11 protein-coding genes are annotated in these 18988 nt (G+C 34.7%); 5 read left to right on the forward strand and 6 right to left on the reverse strand.

Annotated features, from left to right (window positions below; translation table 11 throughout):
- The 5 genes from DB895_RS10450 to DB895_RS10475 all read right to left on the reverse strand — a co-directional run.
- The coding region (locus tag DB895_RS10450) for a CotH kinase family protein (protein WP_166426964.1) at positions 1–3668 on the reverse strand (3668 nt) is incomplete at its 3' end.
- 179 nt (positions 3669–3847) lie between these two features.
- Complete coding sequence (locus tag DB895_RS10460) at positions 3848–7216, reverse strand: CotH kinase family protein (protein WP_116725317.1); 3369 nt, start codon at positions 7214–7216, stop codon at positions 3848–3850.
- Positions 7217–7512: 296 nt separating this feature from the next.
- Positions 7513–11265: an N-6 DNA methylase gene (locus DB895_RS10465; protein WP_116725381.1), complete on the reverse strand. Its 3753-nt coding sequence runs from the start codon at positions 11263–11265 to the stop codon at positions 7513–7515.
- 298 nt (positions 11266–11563) lie between these two features.
- Positions 11564–13108, reverse strand: a complete 1545-nt coding sequence (locus DB895_RS10470) for an Rne/Rng family ribonuclease (protein ID WP_116725382.1) — start codon at positions 13106–13108, stop codon at positions 11564–11566.
- Positions 13109–13508: 400 nt separating this feature from the next.
- Entirely contained in the window at positions 13509–13799 is a 291-nt protein-coding gene (locus DB895_RS10475; protein ID WP_116725318.1) for an HU family DNA-binding protein, read from the reverse strand.
- 133 nt (positions 13800–13932) lie between these two features.
- On the opposite strand from DB895_RS10475, the gene mutY reads away from it, so the two are divergent.
- From mutY to gldD, 4 genes are read left to right on the forward strand one after another with little or no spacing between them, the layout of a single operon-like run.
- Positions 13933–15003 carry an A/G-specific adenine glycosylase gene (mutY, locus tag DB895_RS10480; protein WP_116725319.1) on the forward strand — a complete coding sequence of 357 codons (1071 nt, stop codon included), beginning with the start codon at positions 13933–13935 and terminating at the stop codon, positions 15001–15003.
- Positions 15004–15047: 44 nt separating this feature from the next.
- Entirely contained in the window at positions 15048–15485 is a 438-nt protein-coding gene (locus DB895_RS10485; RefSeq protein ID WP_116725320.1) for a single-stranded DNA-binding protein, read from the forward strand.
- A gap of 23 nt (positions 15486–15508) precedes the next feature.
- The gene (locus DB895_RS10490; RefSeq protein WP_116725321.1) at positions 15509–16807 is read left to right on the forward strand and encodes a gliding motility-associated protein GldE; all 1299 of its coding nucleotides are present in this window, start codon (positions 15509–15511) and stop codon (positions 16805–16807) included.
- 6 nt (positions 16808–16813) lie between these two features.
- Positions 16814–17377 carry a gliding motility lipoprotein GldD gene (gldD, locus tag DB895_RS10495; protein ID WP_116725322.1) on the forward strand — a complete coding sequence of 188 codons (564 nt, stop codon included), beginning with the start codon at positions 16814–16816 and terminating at the stop codon, positions 17375–17377.
- Positions 17378–17460: 83 nt separating this feature from the next.
- Here gldD and DB895_RS10500 read toward each other — a convergent pair whose 3' ends face one another.
- Positions 17461–17982, reverse strand: coding sequence for a heavy-metal-associated domain-containing protein (locus DB895_RS10500; RefSeq protein ID WP_116725323.1), 522 nt, complete (start codon positions 17980–17982; stop codon positions 17461–17463).
- Positions 17983–18104: 122 nt separating this feature from the next.
- Between DB895_RS10500 and DB895_RS10505 the strand changes: the two genes are divergently transcribed.
- Positions 18105–18971, forward strand: coding sequence for a DMT family transporter (locus DB895_RS10505; protein ID WP_116725324.1), 867 nt, complete (start codon positions 18105–18107; stop codon positions 18969–18971).
- Positions 18972–18988 lie beyond the last annotated feature (17 nt).

Consider the following 18988-nt stretch of genomic DNA (forward strand, 5'->3'; position numbering starts at 1 on the left):
GTAATGGCCGTGTTTTTAGTGAACACGTTCGGTGAATTATAACTCAAAGAATTCGGAGCGACATCATTCACGGTAATTACGACCCCAAAAGAAACACTTCCACCAGAATTGTTAGCAGTAACGGTATAGGTTACGGTTGAACTAATTACGGTAGGCGTACCTGAAATCACTCCGGTCGAAGTATTAAACGACAATCCAGAAGGCAAACTGGGAGCAATGCCATAACTTGAAACGGTTCCTGTAATCGAAGGCAATAAATTAGTAATTGGGCTTCCAACAATAAACACATTAGGGGAGTTATAGCTCAATCCGCTTGGAGGTGTCACAGCATTGATGGTAATGACTACACCAAAAGTAAGACTGCCACCAGAATAATTTGCCGTGACAGTATAGGTTGCGGTCGCTATACCAACTGTTGGTGTCCCTGAAATCACGCCAGTTGTTGCGTTCAAAATCAATCCGCTCGGTAAACTAGGGAAAACACTGTAACCAGTTATTGTTTGTGTGGTTGAAGGCGTAAGGTTTGTAATGACAGTACCAACATTAAACACGTTTGGTGTGGGATAGGATAATGGCATTTTTACCCCATCAACGGCAATATTATTAAAAGTTACCCTTGCTCCCGTATCGGCAGTCATATTAGAACCGGTAAATCGCAATCGGACTTTAAAATCCGGATTATTATCAACAGTCGTTATCGTTGAAAAGTCATTTTGAAACAATTGATAAGTGGCCGTCAAAGGTAGTGAAGTGGCCGTTAATCCGGAGGTAATCCAAACAGGAGTTCCTGAGTTTATGGCGTAATCAATTGAGATGGCAGAGGCATTTGTCAATTCGTTTATTGCGGCAAAAGAAAATATGATTTTTTTGTATCCGGCGGTTGAAAAATTAAAAATCATGGTGTTTTCTAATCCACCGCTTTGCAAGGGTTCTTTAATTTGCAACCCTTTCATGATGCCGGCGGAATAAACAATATTATTGTTGGCTTCTGGCCTGTAGTTGATATTTGTAGGAAGATTTCTTCTTTCCATTGATGCTTTGCCAAAACTGGGGTTTCCCGAAATAAACGGATAACCTACAATACAAGATTGGTATTGGATGACGCCATCGGTCAGCAGTTTATAGGTAGAATTTAATGAGGTTAACTGCGCGCCATTAACAATTGCGTTATCCATCATCCAAAAATAAATGGGCACACTGGTTTCTACTGGACCATCTGGAATAAAATTGGCAGTAATAGAAAAATTTCCTGTAGGAGTAATCGTTATTTCGGGAGTAGTACTTGAAGAAGCCCCCGACCAATGGCTAAAAACAAAACCAGGTTTTGCAATTGCTTTTAGTTTTACGGGAATATCTTTAAAATAAATTCCTGTCCAAGGATAAGGATTTCCTGTAATTCCGGGAGTTCCATCGATAATATCAATAGTATTCATTTTTATATATCCATGGGTTACTCCGGAAACATTTAGTGTGGCATTGATATTTGATGCAATAGCAAATACAGATCTAATGTGATTTCTTTGTAATGCAGGTCTTGCATTGGCAAAATTTATTTGATCATCAATATACTCTTGCCATTCGTTTAAGTCTGAAGGAACATTCCATCTCGTCATTTCTCCAGGCATTTCTGGAGCTATTACTGTCTTCATTTCATTCATTTTTGAAATAATTCTGGCAGGAAGAAAAGAAGTGTTTAATAAATCGGCGAAGCGATTAATAAAATCAGTTTTAAATGTATTGTTTTCTAACATTTTACGCAATAACAAAGTAGACCATTCTGGGTTTGTATCGGTGGTGTTAATTGAGGTGGCTAGCTCTAAAGTGTTTCCATTAAAATCATTCGTTCCAAATGAAAATGTCGCATCCATATCATGAAGTAACCATCTCCATCTCCCATCAAGTCCGTAGGGAGCAGTTGAGTCGTAAGCGGAAATTTTATTTCTCCAATACTGAACATTATTGTTGGGCCAATCTGCATTTTGAAAGAAAATATTTGTGATAAAGAAATCGCTAAAACTTTCGGGGTCAAGTTGTGTTTTGATATAATCAAAATTTGAGGTATTTGCTAAAGAATGTGTTCTCACATAATTTGTCATGGCATTATAATGAATAGCATCTCCTTCTTTTAAATCCATATTGTTCTCTAAAAAATCAACAGCTTTAGTGTTGTATACTCTTTCGAAATAGTTGTTGTCGTATCGTTCACGAATGCCTAAAATCCCCCAATACTCTCCATTTACAAAGGCAACGGCCGGTTGATATGCTTCGATTTCGGCATGCAATGATTTGCATAATTGATGTTCTAAAGCGTCTCTAAATTTAGTAAGACGAAAATCCCATCCTGATGAGGAAAGCGTTAGTCTGTCATAACTTGTAAAAGGCAGATCGGGAAAGAATTTATAATCTAAAGTACTATCACCATATTCAGACCGCGCATAAACGGTTAAGGATTTTTTCTCATATCTTCTGGTTGCCCCACCACGAATTTTCAAACCAATATCCTGATTAATGACTTCGGAACCATTTACATAATAACACATATTTGCAAATCTCTCGTCATCAGTCTCACGGTAATAATTACCCGCTTGGCTTCCGCGAGCAGATCCATTGGGATTAGCAGCTCTCCAATCATCAAAGTCCTTACCGGCAACGTATATTCCGTTGTCATAGCCATAAAATCGGTCCTCATTTATACTTAATGCTATTACTGGTAACGTGTATTTACTGCTTCCTTGTGGGGAAATAAAATAATTTTTTGTAATTACTTTACTGGCTAAATATCCGGGCTTTATAACTTTAACTCTAATTATGGTACCTTTAAATATGGGGTTATCTGGAAAATAGTAAGACGGATCAAAATCATAGGTCGACGAAATGACTGAAACCTTGTTTGGTTGGGAGGATCGGTCAATAATAGTAATCGGAGTACTGTATTGCAAAGTTTTATAACTGTTATTTAATAGTGGTCCAGTAGCTTGTCCAGGTATTTCCGTATATTGGTTTTTATAAGTATAAGTTGTTCCGCCTAAATTATTCTCACTGGGTTCTGAGCCATCAAGTGTATATAAAATAGTGGTTTCCGTCTCCAAAGAAGATAACGTCAAATTAAAACCAGAAGTGAAAAAACCGCTATTTTGAGAAAAAACGGGTGGGCTTAAAACGCCAGAATACCCCGTAGATGAATTTGCAGCATTTGGTGTTGGTGTTCCAAAAAATACAAACGGACCAGTCCCATTTGGCAATCGGCCATAGGAGACATCGGGTTGTAAGTTTGCTGGGGGTATGGTGTCAATGGTATTTCCGGAAGCATTTGTCAATAAAATGGTTTCGCCTGAAGCACTTATTTTGAAATTAGTATGCAAGGGACTTCCAGCAACGGAGCGATTTTTATCAGAAGCCCAAATCAATAGGTATTGACCAGGTGCAACAGAAACATTTGGGAAAGTCCATTTAAATAGAAGTAACGCATCATCACTCAAACCATAGCCAAGTAAATTAACAGAAACAGACCCCTTGTTGTGTAATTCAATCCAATCTTGATAACTGTCGTCCTCGTCTTTAATAGAACTCGTATTAGAAGCCAATACTTCGTTTAGCACAATGTTTTGGGCTACCCCGGCATTGGAAAACAATATATAAAGTAAACCTAAAAATAAAATTTTTTTCATTTTATTGATTATTAAGTTGATAGCAACATCAAAGCTATGTACAAACCCAACAAACCCATAATTTTTTCGCCACATGACGGATTTATCCGATTAATAACATCTATCAAAAAATATTTTTTTGTCATAAAAAAAGGAGATAATAGTGACATCATCTCCTTTGGAACTTATTTGACGGAAGTTTATTTCTTGATTATTTTTTTGGTTTCTACTTTTTCTTCTGATGATAATTGAAGTAAATAGATCCCTTTAGATAAATGATTCAAGTTGATTTGGGCATCTTCTAAAACCCCGGTTTTAATTAATTTTCCATCAATCGCATACAGTTTATAAAAAACGGATTGCATGTCATTTATCCCCCTAATAGTTACGAAATCTGAAAAAGGATTTGGTGAGACCAAAAACTTCTGCGTTACATTCTCTGTAACAGCTAATGGTAATTGTGTTCCGTTTACTGCTATATTATTAAATGTAATTTGCGCTCCGGTATCAACGGTCATATTGGTACCTGCAAATCGCAAACGCACTTTGAAATCGGCATTATTGTTTATAGTAGTGATGGCTGAAAAATCTAAATGGAACAATTGATACCTAGTCGTTAAAGGCAACGAAGTTGAAATCAATCCGGAAGTAGTCCAAACGGGAGTTCCAGGGTTTATGGAATATTCAACAATAATGGCATTTGCAGGAGTCGATTCATTTATGGCTGCAAAAGAAAATGTAATGTCTTTATAGCCAATAGTAGAAAAATTAAATACCATTGTGTTTTCCAGAGTGCCATTTTCCAGAGGCTCTCTGATTTGTAATCCTTTCATATCACTTATATTAAAAGCAATATTATTATTGACTTCGGGAATGTAGTTAATATCAGTAGGGCTATTTCGTCTTTCCATCGACGCTTTTCTCCAATGTGTCAAGTCGGCAGCAACAAACGGATAACCCACAAGACAGGATTGATATTGAATAACTCCATCACTATTTCCTGTTTTGTATGTTGAATTTAGCGTTTCTAAAGGGATATTGTTGGCAATAGCGGCGTTCATCATCCAGTAATAAATAGGTCGACTTGTTGCAACGGTTTCTGGAACAAATACTGCGGTAACATTAAAATCAGTATTTGATGTTATCGTAATTTCAGGATTTGTGCTTGTTGATGCTCCAGTCCAGTGGCTAAAAGTAAACCCTGGATTCGCAATTGCTTTTATTGTAACTGGAATTGCCGAAAAATAGATCCCTGTCCACGGATACGGATTTGAGGTAATGGAAGGTGTTCCTGTTTTTATGTCAATGGTATTCATTTTTATATAACCATGGTTTGCACTGGACACATCTAGAGTGGCATTAATATTTTTTGAAATCCCAAACTGAGCGCGAATGTGGTTTCTTTGAAATGTAGGTCTTTGATTTATAAAGTTAGTCTGGTTATTTAGGAAATATGTCCAATCACCATTATCATATGGAGCACTCCATCTGGCAAATTGTTGAGGCATTTCTGGAGCAATGACCGCTTTCATTTCAGTCATTTTTGACAGCATTCTTGATGTGAGGAATGTTGTATTCAACAAATCGGCAAAACGGTTAATGAATTCAATTTTATATCTATTGTTTTCTAGCATTTTGCGTAGCAAAAAGGTTGCCCATTCTGGGTTTGGATAGCCCGGTCCATTAGGATCAGTTGCTGCTGCCAATGTATTAAAATTAATATCGCTGTTAGTAATGGCAAAAGTATCATCCATATCATGTGCTGCCCATCTCCATCTTCCATCACTACCAAAAGGTGCATTAGGCTCGTAAATCACCGTTTTCTTTCTCCAGTACACGATATTGTTTGAAGGCCAATCGGTGTTTTCAAGAAAAATTTCTGAAATATAATAATCTTTAAAGTTTTCAGGATCAAGTCTTGTTTTTATGTAGTCAAAATTAGTTTGAATCGACAAGGGGTTTTTAGTAATATAATCTAAGAGGTCAAGATAATCCAGATTGTCACCTGCTATTAGTTTATTCCCGTCCTCTAAAATGTCAATTGCAGTTGATGGAACATTGTATTCCCGTTTAAAATAATCGGCCTCAATTTTATCCCTAAAACTCATTATTCCCCAATACTCTCCATTAATCAGTGTAATTGTAGGTTGGTATCCTTTAGTTAAAATATTTAAGGATTTCATTAATTCATGACAAAATGCATCTCTAAATAAGGTTTGGTTATAGTCGTTTCCAGAATTATGAAGTACTAATCCTGTAAAACTATCATGCGACTTATCTGAAAAAAATTTATAATTCATAGCGTCATTTCCATAATCGGATCTTGCATTTATGCTTAAAGATCTATTTTGGGCAACTCTTGAAGACCCTCCGTGAATACGAAGACCCACATCTTGATTCAAGACTTCCTTGCCGTTTACAAAGTAGGTCATGTTGGCAACCGCCTCATTATTAATTCCGTGTCTAAAAAAATTACAAACATTTCCGATATCCGGTGTATCTAATGTTGGATTTGCAATTCTCCAGTTATCAAAATCAATCCCGGCAACATTTATCCCTGCATAATAATCAAAAAATTTGTTTTCATCTAAACTCAACGAAACCACAGGCAAGGTAAATTTTGAGGCTCCTTGGGGACAAATGTAATAGGTTTTAGTTGCTGTTTTACTTTCTAAAGAGCCGGGTTTAATTAGTTTTGCCCTAACAACAGTGCCCTTAAAAATGGGAGTCTTTGGAATATAAAACGGATCAAAATCAGTTGTTGTAGAAATGGCGGCCAATTTATTTGGAAGGGGAGATCGATCGACAATATTTATGGGGACAGTGTATTGTAATGTCCTAAAACTTTGAGTCAAAAGTGGCCCCGTAGCTTGGCCAGGGAAAAAGGGATATTGATTTTTATAACTATACGTTGTACCTCCTAAATTAGATTCTTTAGGCTCAGAACCGTCCAAAGTATATAAAATAGTTGACCCCGCAGTGGCACTGGATAAAGTCAAATCAAAACTAGCGGTTAAAAAACCAGATTCTTGAGAAAATGTTGGGGGATTTAATACTTCAGAATAGCCTACGGTCGAGTTTGTCGCGTTTGGAGTAACATTTGAAAAGAAAACAAAATTTCCAGTTCCATCCGGTAAACGACCTAAAGAAATATTTTGTGCACTCACGGTTTTGGGTACAAAATCTACAGTTACTCCGCTATTGCTAGTTAAGGTAATTACTTCTCCTGATGAACTCAGTTTAAAATTTGTATGTAGAGGATTGCCGGGAATAGCTCTGTTTTTATTAGAGCACCATACCAATAAATACGTGCCAGAAGCAATAGAAATAGTTGGAAAAACCCATTTGTACAATAAAGTTGGATCGTCTGATAATCCGTAACCAGACAAATTTACCGTTGTTGTTCCGGTGTTATAGAGCTCAATCCAATCTTGGTATGTTCCGTCTTCATCTTGGTTGATTGTGGTATTTGAGGTGAGAATTTCATTGATTACAATCCCCTGACTATGAACATCATTAAAAAAACCAAGGAAAAATAGAGCAACAAAAAATAAAGTGATTTTTAGCATGACTTTTTAAAGTTTAGGTTAAAAAGAAATAAAGCTAAAGAATCATAAAAAGAAATAAAATTTTTACCGTTGTATTGCCAATTTTGTCTTTTAAGTACACAATTTCAGTAAGATGAAATTCATAAGTATTTGAATTTAATTTACAGGTACGGATAGATATTTTCGCCCTGCGGAAAAAATTTGGGGTAGTCATTAGATTGTGTAAATGCCAAAGAAACTTCGGGGTGAAGGTTCCCAAAAAACCATAAAAAAACCGACAGTCTCACGAAAGGCGGTTTTCTAACAGTTATAAATAACTATAAATACTTCTTTAATACCACTTCTTTCTCTTTTGGTATAGAGGCAATTTCAATTTTTAAAGCAGTTATTTTAGCTTCGATTTTCTCAATTTTGGAAACTATTTTTTGCTGTTCGGAAATGGGGGGAAGTGGGATTTTTATGTTTTGAATAGTTGGAATAGTTAATTCAATTTGACCGCTTTGACCCATTGCCATTGCTTCAATATTTTTAAAACCAATTTTTGCTAAACTTTGTAAAACAAAATCAGGCAAAACAATTTCTTTATTCGGTCTTAAAATAGTAATGTGACTATCAACAACAAAAACACCTTCTAAATTAAATAAAGTTATTCTCCCAGCAGTTCCAACTCCTGAAGAATTTATAAGAATATCACCTTTCTCTAATTTTCTTTCATCTAAAATAAAGTCTTTAATCACAAAATGCTTTTGAGAAAAATCAAACTCTTTCAAGCCTCGTGCTTGCCCTGATTTGATAATTTGAATTTCAGAATCTCCATATTTTGCAGATTTTCCTCTTTTTAGTATAAGAGCCAAATTTTCTAACTTTTCAATTTTAGAATTTGAATTTAGCTCCATTAAATCAGAAATAGAACCCTTCAACTCCTCAACTTCCTCTTTTGCTTTCTTCTCTTTTGCTTCTAAAACTTCAATTTCAGAAACGATTTTTTGTTGAATGTCTAGTGGTGGTAGTGGAATTTTTAAAGCTTTTAAATTAGCAGAATTTAAACTTGCTTGATTTGCCGCCTTTATTGCATATTTCTGCATTTCAAAAATAAATTCTTTAACTTTAAATATTTCTGAAGCATATTTTGGTAGAACTTTAGATTTGTCCGGTCTAAACCTCAATAAATTTACGCCGTGAACAATTTTTTCATTTAAATTAAAATAAGCTGTTTTTCCTAAATGTTCGACACTATTAATATGACTTAACAAAATATCTCCTTTTTGTAAGAAATCATTTTCGGCAACTTTATCATTTGTCCATTTTGTTGCATTGATATTAAAATTTGCATTTGCAATTGACTCAATTCTAGAAACTCTATAATTTCCAACTTCATCACTTTGTGCAACATTCTTACCGTTTTTTATTTCAGTAAAAATATTCTCAACTTTATCTTGTTGATATTTAGAGTTAATAACTACTTTTTTTTTAACACTAAGCGAAATATTTTTTTCAAATTCCACTCTATCAAAAGTCATCATGTCTACCAAGTTGTGGCGAGAAACTTTGTTTTGCATGGCTTCGTCAATATCAAAATCGTAATCGCCTGCAAAGGCTTTGTAAATATAAGTACTTGCTTTGGTCGGGTTGTCAAAAACTTCTGGGTCGAACATTTGTGTGCAATCTTCAATGTTTTTGCCTCGTTGTATTGGGTGTATGCCTTCGCTTCCTCTACGGTTGCTAAACTCATAACCCAAGAAACGTTTTTCAGCATCTTTTTCGCCGCTTTTTACTAAAACCACTTTTTGTGGAAATGCAATAATGAAGTAAAACAGTTTGTCTGCTTCTTTTTCTAAAAGCATTGTCCAAAACTCCTTGTCGTTTTTAGCTTTTAGTTTCTTTTGGTATTCTATGTATATTTCGTGTTCGGCAATAGCTTTGTTGGGCGCTTTTTTCAATAAAGAAACATAATCGTCAAACGAAATTCCTTCCCAAACGTGGTTTACATATTTGGTTACAGGTTTTTCAATTCCGTTGAGGGTTACATCTTGCATATTGGTAAAAAACACCGTAACATCATTTTTCAGATGAATGCTTTTGTAATTGCTTTTTCTGCGTAGGAATAAAACAACCGTGTTTGTTCCTGTAGCCATAAAGGTATTGCTGCCTAATTCCGTGATGGCAACAATATCAAAATACTGCAAAATAATTTCTCGAGATTTGGTGTAAATTCCTGCATTACTCAAAATAGAACTTGGCAATATGATTCCGGCAACACCTCCGTCTTTTAGTAATTGTTTGGTTCGTTCTATAAACAAACATTCAATTTCAGAACTGTTATCGGTAAGTTTTTCATAAAGTTCAAATTCCTCACCTTTATAAAATTTACTGCTGGTGTTTTTAAAAGAAGAAACCGAGTAAGGCGGATTAGAAACTATAATATCAAACTCTTTGTTATCCTTTGGAAAAATTTTATCTATCGTTAAAAGTTTTCCTTTGTAATCAGGATGAGCAAAACGAGCCAATCCATCGCTATGAATTACATTAGCTAATCCATCACCGTGTAAATAGCAACCTACTTTGCCCACTTTGACCAAACGATAATCTTTTTCTATTCCATAAACATAGTTTAAAGCCCAATCAAAATGGTTTATCCGAGAAGTTTCAACAAATTTTCGTGCATCAACTTTAAGTTTTGAAGCATCAATTTTTTTATCTAACAATCGTTGAATTTCGTGCATCGTTTCTGTCAAGAAGTGTCCGCTTCCAGCTGCATAATCCATTACATAAGGCAACAGTTCATCTCTTAATCCTTTTTGCAATTTTTCTTCTACAACAACATCAATAGGTAAACTTTTAATGATAAATTGTGCTACTGGTACAGGTGTGAAAAATTGTCCTGACTCTTGTTTTAAACCAGTTGTAAGAAGCAACTCGAAGAAATCGGAAAGGTATTGTTGTTTTTTAGTATATCTTATTTTAAAGCGTTGCAATAATTCTACAACTTCTTTTACTACAATGGCATTTTCATTAAAAGATTGCTCATCGTAAACATCTTTTATAGCAAATTCATTGTTTTTTTCAAGGCGTATTTTTCTAAATTCATCTAGTAAAGAAGTTCTGTCAGATTCTTTTAAATAATTGAATTTATTGTTGAATTCCGTTTCAGAAAAATCAGTTACTCTTTTTTCTAAAAAATCGTACATTCCTTTTTTATACAAATCAGTAAGTCTCAACTGAAAATCACGATGGTTTTCGCCTTCTTTCCATTGAAATTCAAGTTCATTATCTGTTCCTTCTTTGTCTTTTTCATCATATATTTTACAAAGAAAAAGCGTAAATATTTTATTAAAAGCATTGCCTTTATCACTTACCACATTATGACGAAGAATTTCAAGAAAACGGTTGAATATAAAACTGCTGTCTTCTGGTTTTATTTCTACCAGTTCGTTTATGGTTAATGCTTTACTTTCAAAATTATAAGGATTTACCCAATTGTCAAAAACACCATTGTCTTTAGTGAGTTTACTCCATTTATCATAAAAATCTTTTACATCACCCGTTCTGTAATCGTCCTCAATCTTTACAATTTCATTTTTATAAACAATTTTTTTACCATTTAATTCAGAAGCGTAAAGCATAATAGCATCCGCTTTTCTGCTAAAATTAAAATAGGTAAATAATTGTCCTCCGTCTTTTTTCATTCGAGTAAATTCTTTCTCGAATTCTCTTCCGTAGGTTTTACATTCGATTAATAAATATTCCGAACCATCTTCGCGAGTAACGCAAACATCTAATCTTGCTGAAAATCCGTGTCCTGCTGGATATACTTTTTCTAATGAAATGTTTTCGGGTTTGTATCCTTTTTCAAGTAAACGGTTTACACACTCAAGAACTACCCAGTCTTCCGGTTTAGTGATGTTTTGAGAGTCTTTTCCTTGAATTTTTATTTTTCCTCCAAAATGGAATGTGTTTTTTTCAAAATCAACCTCAATACAATAACCATCAACATATTTTTTATAAAAAATACCCGATGTATTTTCTTTAGGAAGAAAGCCAAGTTGTTGTATTAATTTTTTATGAGGCATATTTATTGATTTTGAACAAAAATAACTTAAAAATAAAAGTTGCGTATAAATACGCAATTTATTTTTAATAATTGTATTAACAAAATCTTTTAGGATAGAAGCAGATTTATGAATTTGCATTAAAATAGTAAAGAAGAACGAAAGTCCTAGCCCAGATAGAAACGGAAATCCTTTATTTGTTTTTCTTTAAAACAATAAAGATTGAAGTAGATAGCTGGAAAAAGCTCCTAAAGAATAGATGCTTCGTACCCCATAAAAGCCATAAAAAAACCGCCAGTCTCACGAAAGGCGGTTTTTCTTAATCTTTTATTTTTTTCCCTTTAGTATCGTAGAAATGATACTCTAAATACGTGTAAGCATCACGAGGGATTATTTTTACCCATTTTTTATGTTCAAAAAACCATTTTAAACGTAAAGATGGAAAACCTTTGCTGAGGTATGCAGCCACAAATGGATGTACATTAAGGACTACATCTTTGTGGATTTTCAATATGGTTTCTAAATCTAAAGCGATTTTATCAATGATCTGAATGGGCGCTTCAATTTCGCCTTTATCATTGTTAGGATCCTCTTCTCTAGTTTTAATGTTTACTTCTGGTCTTACCCTTTGTCTGGTAATTTGGACTAATCCAAATTTGCTTGGAGGCAAGATTTTGTGTTTGGCCTTATCATCACTCATTTCTTCCCTCAAGAAGTCGAATAACACTTTTCTGTTTTCTGGATTAGACATATCAATGAAATCAATGACTATAATTCCGCCCATATCCCGCAAACGTAATTGTCTGGCGATTTCGGCTGCGGCAATCATATTCACTTCCATAGCGGTATCTTCCTGATTGGAGGCTTTATTAGAACGGTTTCCGCTGTTTACGTCTATAACGTGCAAAGCTTCGGTATGTTCTATAATAAGATAAGCGCCTTTGCTCATCGATACAGTTTTGCCAAAAGAAGTCTTGATTTGTCTCTCTATGTTGTATTTCTCGAAAATGGGAGTGTCGTTTGATTGATAAAACTTAACAATTGATTGTTTTGAAGGCGCTATTTCTTGAACATAGTCCTTTGTTTCGTTGTACAACTCTTCATCATCTATGTATATACCACTAAAGGTATCGTTAAAAACGTCTCTTAATATAGAAGAAGCTCTGTTGAGTTCTCCCAATACCTTGGACGGATGATGAGCAGTTGGTAATTTTTTACACATTGCAGTCCATCTGTCTAACAGGTTCTGCAAATCTTTTTCTAATTCTGCTGTATTTTTGCCTTCGGCTACTGTGCGAACAATAACACCAAATCCTTTTGGTTTGATTGATTGGACTAATTTTTTAAGTCGATCTTTTTCTCCTTTTTCTTCTATTTTTTGTGAAATAGAAACTCGGTCAGAAAATGGGACAAGAACAATAAACCGTCCAGCAAGAGAGAGCTCAGAGCTAATTCTTGGTCCTTTGGTTGATATGGGTTCTTTTACGACTTGTACTAAAATAGACTGATTGGCACTTAAAACACTAGCTACAGTGCCATCTTTGTCAATCTCTTTTTCAAACTGAAAGTTTTTTAGGGAGAAATCTTTTATTTTACCTGCGCTTACAAGTTTTATGAATTTCAGTTGGGAAGCTAAATTAGGACCTAAATCGTGATAATGTAAAAAGGCATCTTTTTCGAAGCCCACGTTTACAAAAGCGGCATTTAGTCCAGCAACTGGTTTCCTGATTTTGGCTATGAAAATATCGCCGACCTGGAATTTGCTTTTTTCTTCTTCCTTGTGTAATTCAATTAGTTTTCCATCTTTTAATAAGGCAAAATCTACGGCTTCAGAACTAGATCGGATGATTAATTCTTTATTCACGCTGTACATTTTTATCCAGACGTTAAGGGACAGTGGAGATAGTGCTTGATACTTGGTGTAAAACCTTGAATCTAAGACCTAAAACCCTGAACCCGTCCGCAAGGATGGATTAAACAATAATTTTAACAGGTACTGTACCCGGGGGGAAAGAAGACTTTGAGATAATAGATTAAAAGACAAGATACTGATTGTGTCTTTTATCTTTTTCGTCTTTTATCTTTTTCGTCTTTTTCTCAATTTCAATGAACTTTTAAAAAAGAAAAAAGTAGTTATTAGACTACTTTTTCTTTTTGTGACGGTTAGCTCTCGCTCTTTTTTTACGTTTGTGCGTTGCTACCTTATGTCTCTTCCTTTTTTTACCACTTGGCATAGTTGGTGATTTTGTGATTAATAATATGTTTTATTTTGCTTCGTTATTCGTTTTTACGCCTTCAACAAACACTTTTGCAGGTTTGAATGCAGGAATATTATGAGCTGGAATTTTGATAGTGGTATTCTTAGAAATATTTCTACCCGTTTTTTCCGCCCTTGTTTTGATGATAAAACTACCAAAACCTCTTAAGTATACATTATCTCCTGTTTCAAGAGAGTTTTTTACTTCTTCCATAAAAGATTCTACAGTTGCTTGAACATCTCCTTTTTCAAGACCCAATTTTTCTGAAATTTTCGCTACGATATCTGCTTTCGTCATTTTCTTTCGTATTTATATTGTGTGATATTTTTTTTGAGGTTGCAAATATATGAATTTAAAAAACAATTAATCAACCTAATTCATTAAATTTTAATTACATAAACTTATACTTTTGTTAACCAAAAAATAAATCATGAATTTTACTAACTCCTTAACAAAGTGGTATTTACAAAATAAACGCGATTTGCCGTGGAGAAACACCCAAAACCCGTACTTCATTTGGTTGTCGGAAATCATGTTACAACAGACTCGGGTGGCGCAAGGAATGCCTTATTTTTTTGCTTTTTCTACTGCTTTTCCCACAGTTTTTGAGTTGGCTAATGCTTCAGAGGAACAGGTTTTAAAATTATGGCAGGGTCTAGGATATTATTCTCGAGCTAGAAATTTACATAAAACGGCGCAAAAGGTCGCTTTTGAGTTGAATGGCATTTTCCCGACTACTTATAATGACCTATTAAAATTAAAAGGAATTGGAGATTATACAGCTGCCGCAATCGCTTCTTTTTCTTACAATGAAGCGGTTCCGGTTGTAGATGGAAATGTGTTTCGTGTGCTTTCTCGTTATTTTGATATTGAAACCGATATCGCCTCGGCATCAGCCAAAAAAGAATTCGCATCCATAGCTTTTGAGTTGATGACAAAAAACGCCCGAGGCGGAGCCGAACTGAGCGAAGCTAATCCCGCGCTGTTTAATCAGGCCATCATGGAGTTTGGCGCTTTGCAATGCGTTCCTAAAAGCCCGAATTGCGAAATTTGCGTTTTGAATTCTGGTTGTCTGGCATTGAAGAGAAAGAAAGTAGGTCAATTGCCTGTAAAATCAAAGAAGACAAAGGTGAGAAACCGATATTTCAATTACATAATTTTTTCGGATGTGAATGAAAATACCCTGATACAAAAACGCTCCGACAAGGGAATTTGGCATAATCTCTATGAATTTCCGTTGATTGAAACGGAAACCGAGGAAGATTTTGAATTCATTTCTGCTCAAATTCAAGAACAGCCCATGGTTGAAAATGGAATCATTTCAATATCAGAATTAAGCCCTAAAAGCCAAATTCATAAGTTGTCACACCAGCACCTTCATATTAAATTTTGGAAGGTAAATGTAAATGAAACCCTTGAAAACGGAATAGATTACGAAACGCTATTGCGGCTTCCTTTTCCTATTGTAATTTTTAATTTTATAGAAAAAGAATGGAAATAATTTCAAAAATTAGTACATTTGAATTGTAAAGAAATCGAAATAAAATGAGTGGTACGCTAAATAAGGTAATGTTGATAGGCTATTTGGGAGATGAAGTGAAAATGCATTACTTTGACGGAGGGAATTGTATTGGTAGGTTTCCATTGGCAACAAACGAAACGTACATCAATAAATCGACTAATGAAAAAATCACTTCAACGGAATGGCATAATTTGGTTGTGAGAAATAAAGCGGCAGAAATATGTGAGAAATATTTATCAAAAGGAGATAAAATATTTGTGGAAGGCCGAATAAAATCACGTCAATGGCAGGCAGAAGATGGTTCGGTAAAACATACCACAGAAATTCAAGTAACGGAATTCACTTTTCTTACAACAAAAAAAGAGACTGAAAACCAGAAACCAATTTCGGCCTCTGAAACTAAAAGCGCTAACTTTGACGCACCAAGCAATCCTTTACCAGAAAACGATTTGCCGTTTTAATTGTTTAATTAATCTTTTTTAATTTGGACCCAGAGCCCAGTTTTTCTTTTTTATCAACTATAGACACTAATGTTCTCTTTGGTTTTGTGGCAATTTTTATATTGCTTTTTTGTTCCGCTTTAGTTTCTGCCGCTGAAGTTGCCTATTTTTCTTTAACCCCAAAAGATTTAGATGATTGTTCCCAAAATCATCCGACTCAGGCCGCTATTATCACCACACTTTTAGAAAAACCAAAGAAACTCTTAGCAACATTACTCGTTGCAAATAATTTTATCAATATTGCGGTGGTGATATTATTTTCCTTTATTGGTAAAAATCTATTTGCTTCTATTGCATCCCCTTTGCTTAAATTTATTGTCGAAGTTATAGTTGTTACTTTTTTAATCTTGTTGTTTGGAGAAGTTTTACCCAAAATATACGCAAGCCGAAACAACATAAAGTTCGCTAAATTTTTCGCCTATCCGCTATCCATTTTAGACCAACTGTTATCTCCCATAAGCATGCCTATGCGTTCCTTGACTATTTATCTTCATGATAAATTAGGCAGCAAACAAAAATCAAATTTTTCAGTAGATCAATTGTCGCAGGCGTTAGAGTTGACTTCTTCGTCTGATACTTCTAATGAAGAACAAAAAATATTGGAAGGTATTGTCTCTTTTGGTAATACTGATGTTAAACAGGTCATGAGCCCTAGAATTGACATTTTTGCATTGCAAATTGATGAAACATTTGAAGAAATCCTGCTTAAAATCACCGAGAGAGGCTTATCTAGAATTCCGGTTTATACGGATAATATCGATCAGATTGAGGGCATTTTGTTTGTAAAAGATTTGATTCCACACATTAACAAAAAAGGATTTGATTGGAAATCACTATTAAGGGAACCATTTTTTGTTCCAGAAAACAAGAAATTGGATAATTTACTCAAAGATTTCCAAAGCATGAAGAGTCATTTGGCCATTGTGGTTGATGAATATGGAGGAACTTCGGGATTGGTTTCATTAGAAGATATTATCGAAGAAATAGTGGGCGATATTAGTGATGAATTTGATGTTGAAAATGCGAACTATTCTCAAATTGACGATAAAAATTTTATTTTTGAAGGCAAAATTAATCTGAAAGATTTTTACCGAATCATAGATGTCGATGAAGCACTTTTTGAAATCAGAAAAGGGGAAGCAGAAACACTGGCAGGATTTATTCTGGAAATTTTGGGAAATTTTCCTAAAAAGGGACAGAAAATAAATTTCCTAAAGTGTCGTTTTACTATTGAGACCGTAGATAAAAAACGAATCAAACAAATAAAAGTAACCATTGAATAATACCAGATGTACAATAAAATAATTACTTTTTCTATGGTTTGCATCGTCTTTTTTACTCTGTCAAGTTGTAAAAAAGAGGTATTGCCCAAGCCTTCAGGCCAGCTGCGGCTGGATTATCCCGTGGCGGAATATGCTCATTTTGAAAATGCCTGTCCCTATACATTTGATATCAATTCTGAAGCGATAATTAAGGGAAAGCCAGATTGTAATTTTACGATAGATTACCCTAAAATGAAAGCCACGATTTATTTGAGTTACAAACCGGTCAATAACAATATCAATCTTCTTTTGCGGGACGCCCAAAAACTGACTTATGAACACGTCATAAAAGCCGACGATATACTAGAACAACCCTTTTTAAACCCCAAAAACAAGGTTTACGGCATGTTTTATCAAGTAAATGGAAATGCGGCTACAAACGCACAATTTTATGTAACCGATAGTGTTAAGCATTTTGTTGATTGCTCAGTCTATTTTTACGCAAAACCCAATTTTGATTCAGTGATGCCGGCAGCGAGTTACATTAAAAATGATATGCAAAAAATAATGGAAAGTATGCGTTGGAAATAAGAATTACTAAACAATAAGAAAGAGCCAAGAAGTTAAGATTATTAAATCTAGCTTCTTGGCTCTTTACTTTATATTTTAAAAAATTATGCTTTTTTCTCGTCCTTATCGCAGTGTTTCTTTTTAGCGCAACAAGCCGGTTTTCCGTCTTTAGATTTTTTTTCATCAGCAGAACATGATTTCTTTTTAACAGAATCATTTTCCTGACCTTGAATCACTACCATAGCTTTGTCTTCGGAAGATTTCACGTTCGAAACTTTATAGGTTTTTCCATCCCCGGTAGCTTCAACCGCTTTCACCAAAACCTCTGGAGTTTGTTTTGTTGCATCAAAAGAAACGGTAGCCAGTTTTTTATCAAAATCGACGGTCACTTTTTGAACGCCTTCCATTTCAGACAATTCTTTTTCGATGGTTTTAGCACAGCCTATGGCGCAGGTCATCCCTTCTATTGAAAAGCTAGTGGTTTCCAGTTTTGCAATTGTAGCGGGTTTTTCTGTAGCTGTAACGGAGGTAGAAGCTTCCGTTTTAGGTTCGCTGTCAGTTTGTTTACAACTTGCAAATAGCAGTGCAGCAAATGACAATGCTAATAATGATTTTGGAAAATTCATAATTATGGGTTTAAAATTTATTATAATTCAAGTTCTTAAATGGAAATCGTTTACAAAAATAACTAAAAAAAGAAGCGGTAATTCATAAAATTAGTACAATTTTGACAATCCAAAATGTGATTATGAATTTTAAACAGTTAAAGTGGTTTTACCTTATTGTTCTTGCCTTGATTTGGGGAAGTTCATTTATACTGATAAAAAGAGGATTGGTGGGATTAAATCCTTTTCAATTGGGTTCCCTGAGAATCATTTTTGCAGCTATTTTCTTGTTGGCAATCGGTTTTAAAACGTTGCCTAAAATTCCGCTGGGACAATGGAAATTCATCGCAATAACCGCTTTGTTTGGGACATTTCTTCCAGTCTATCTTTTTGCTATTGCCCAAACGGAGATAGACAGTTCAGTTAGCGCCATTTTGAATTCGTTAACGCCATTAAACACTTTAGTTTTGAGTGTTTTGGTGTTTGGGTTGGGCTATAAAAGAAGTCAGGCATTTGGCGTGGGTATCGGTTTAATTGGCAGTATGCTTCTTGTTTTTAACGGGGCGGTAAACCATCCAGAGCAAAATTATTATTACGCCATTTTGGCTTTAATCGCTTCGGTTTGTTATGCCATTAATGTCAATTTGATTAACAAATATTTGTTCGATTTGAGTCCGCTGACCATTTCTACTGGGAATTTCACTATAATGCTGATTCCGGCTATTGTAGTGTTGGGTTTTTCCAATTTTTTGGAAATAATTCCTGTTGAAGAAGTGCAACATTCTATTTTTTACATCCTAATTTTGGGAGTGGTTGGTACGGGTATTGCCAATATTCTTTTCTTCAAATTAATCAAAATATCTTCTCCTGTTTTTGCGACCTCGGTCACCTATTTAATCCCTATAGTCGCTTTCTTTTGGGGATTGTTAGACAATGAAATGCTTACGGCAGTTCAGTTTTTTGGTGCTTTCATTGTTTTGGTTGGGGTGTATCTTTCGAGTAAAAAATAAAAAGGCCATCGATTAAG

Origin of the sequence: Flavobacterium psychrotolerans (genome assembly GCF_003097635.1) — a bacterium.
Classification (GTDB): Bacteria; Bacteroidota; Bacteroidia; order Flavobacteriales; family Flavobacteriaceae; genus Flavobacterium; species Flavobacterium psychrotolerans.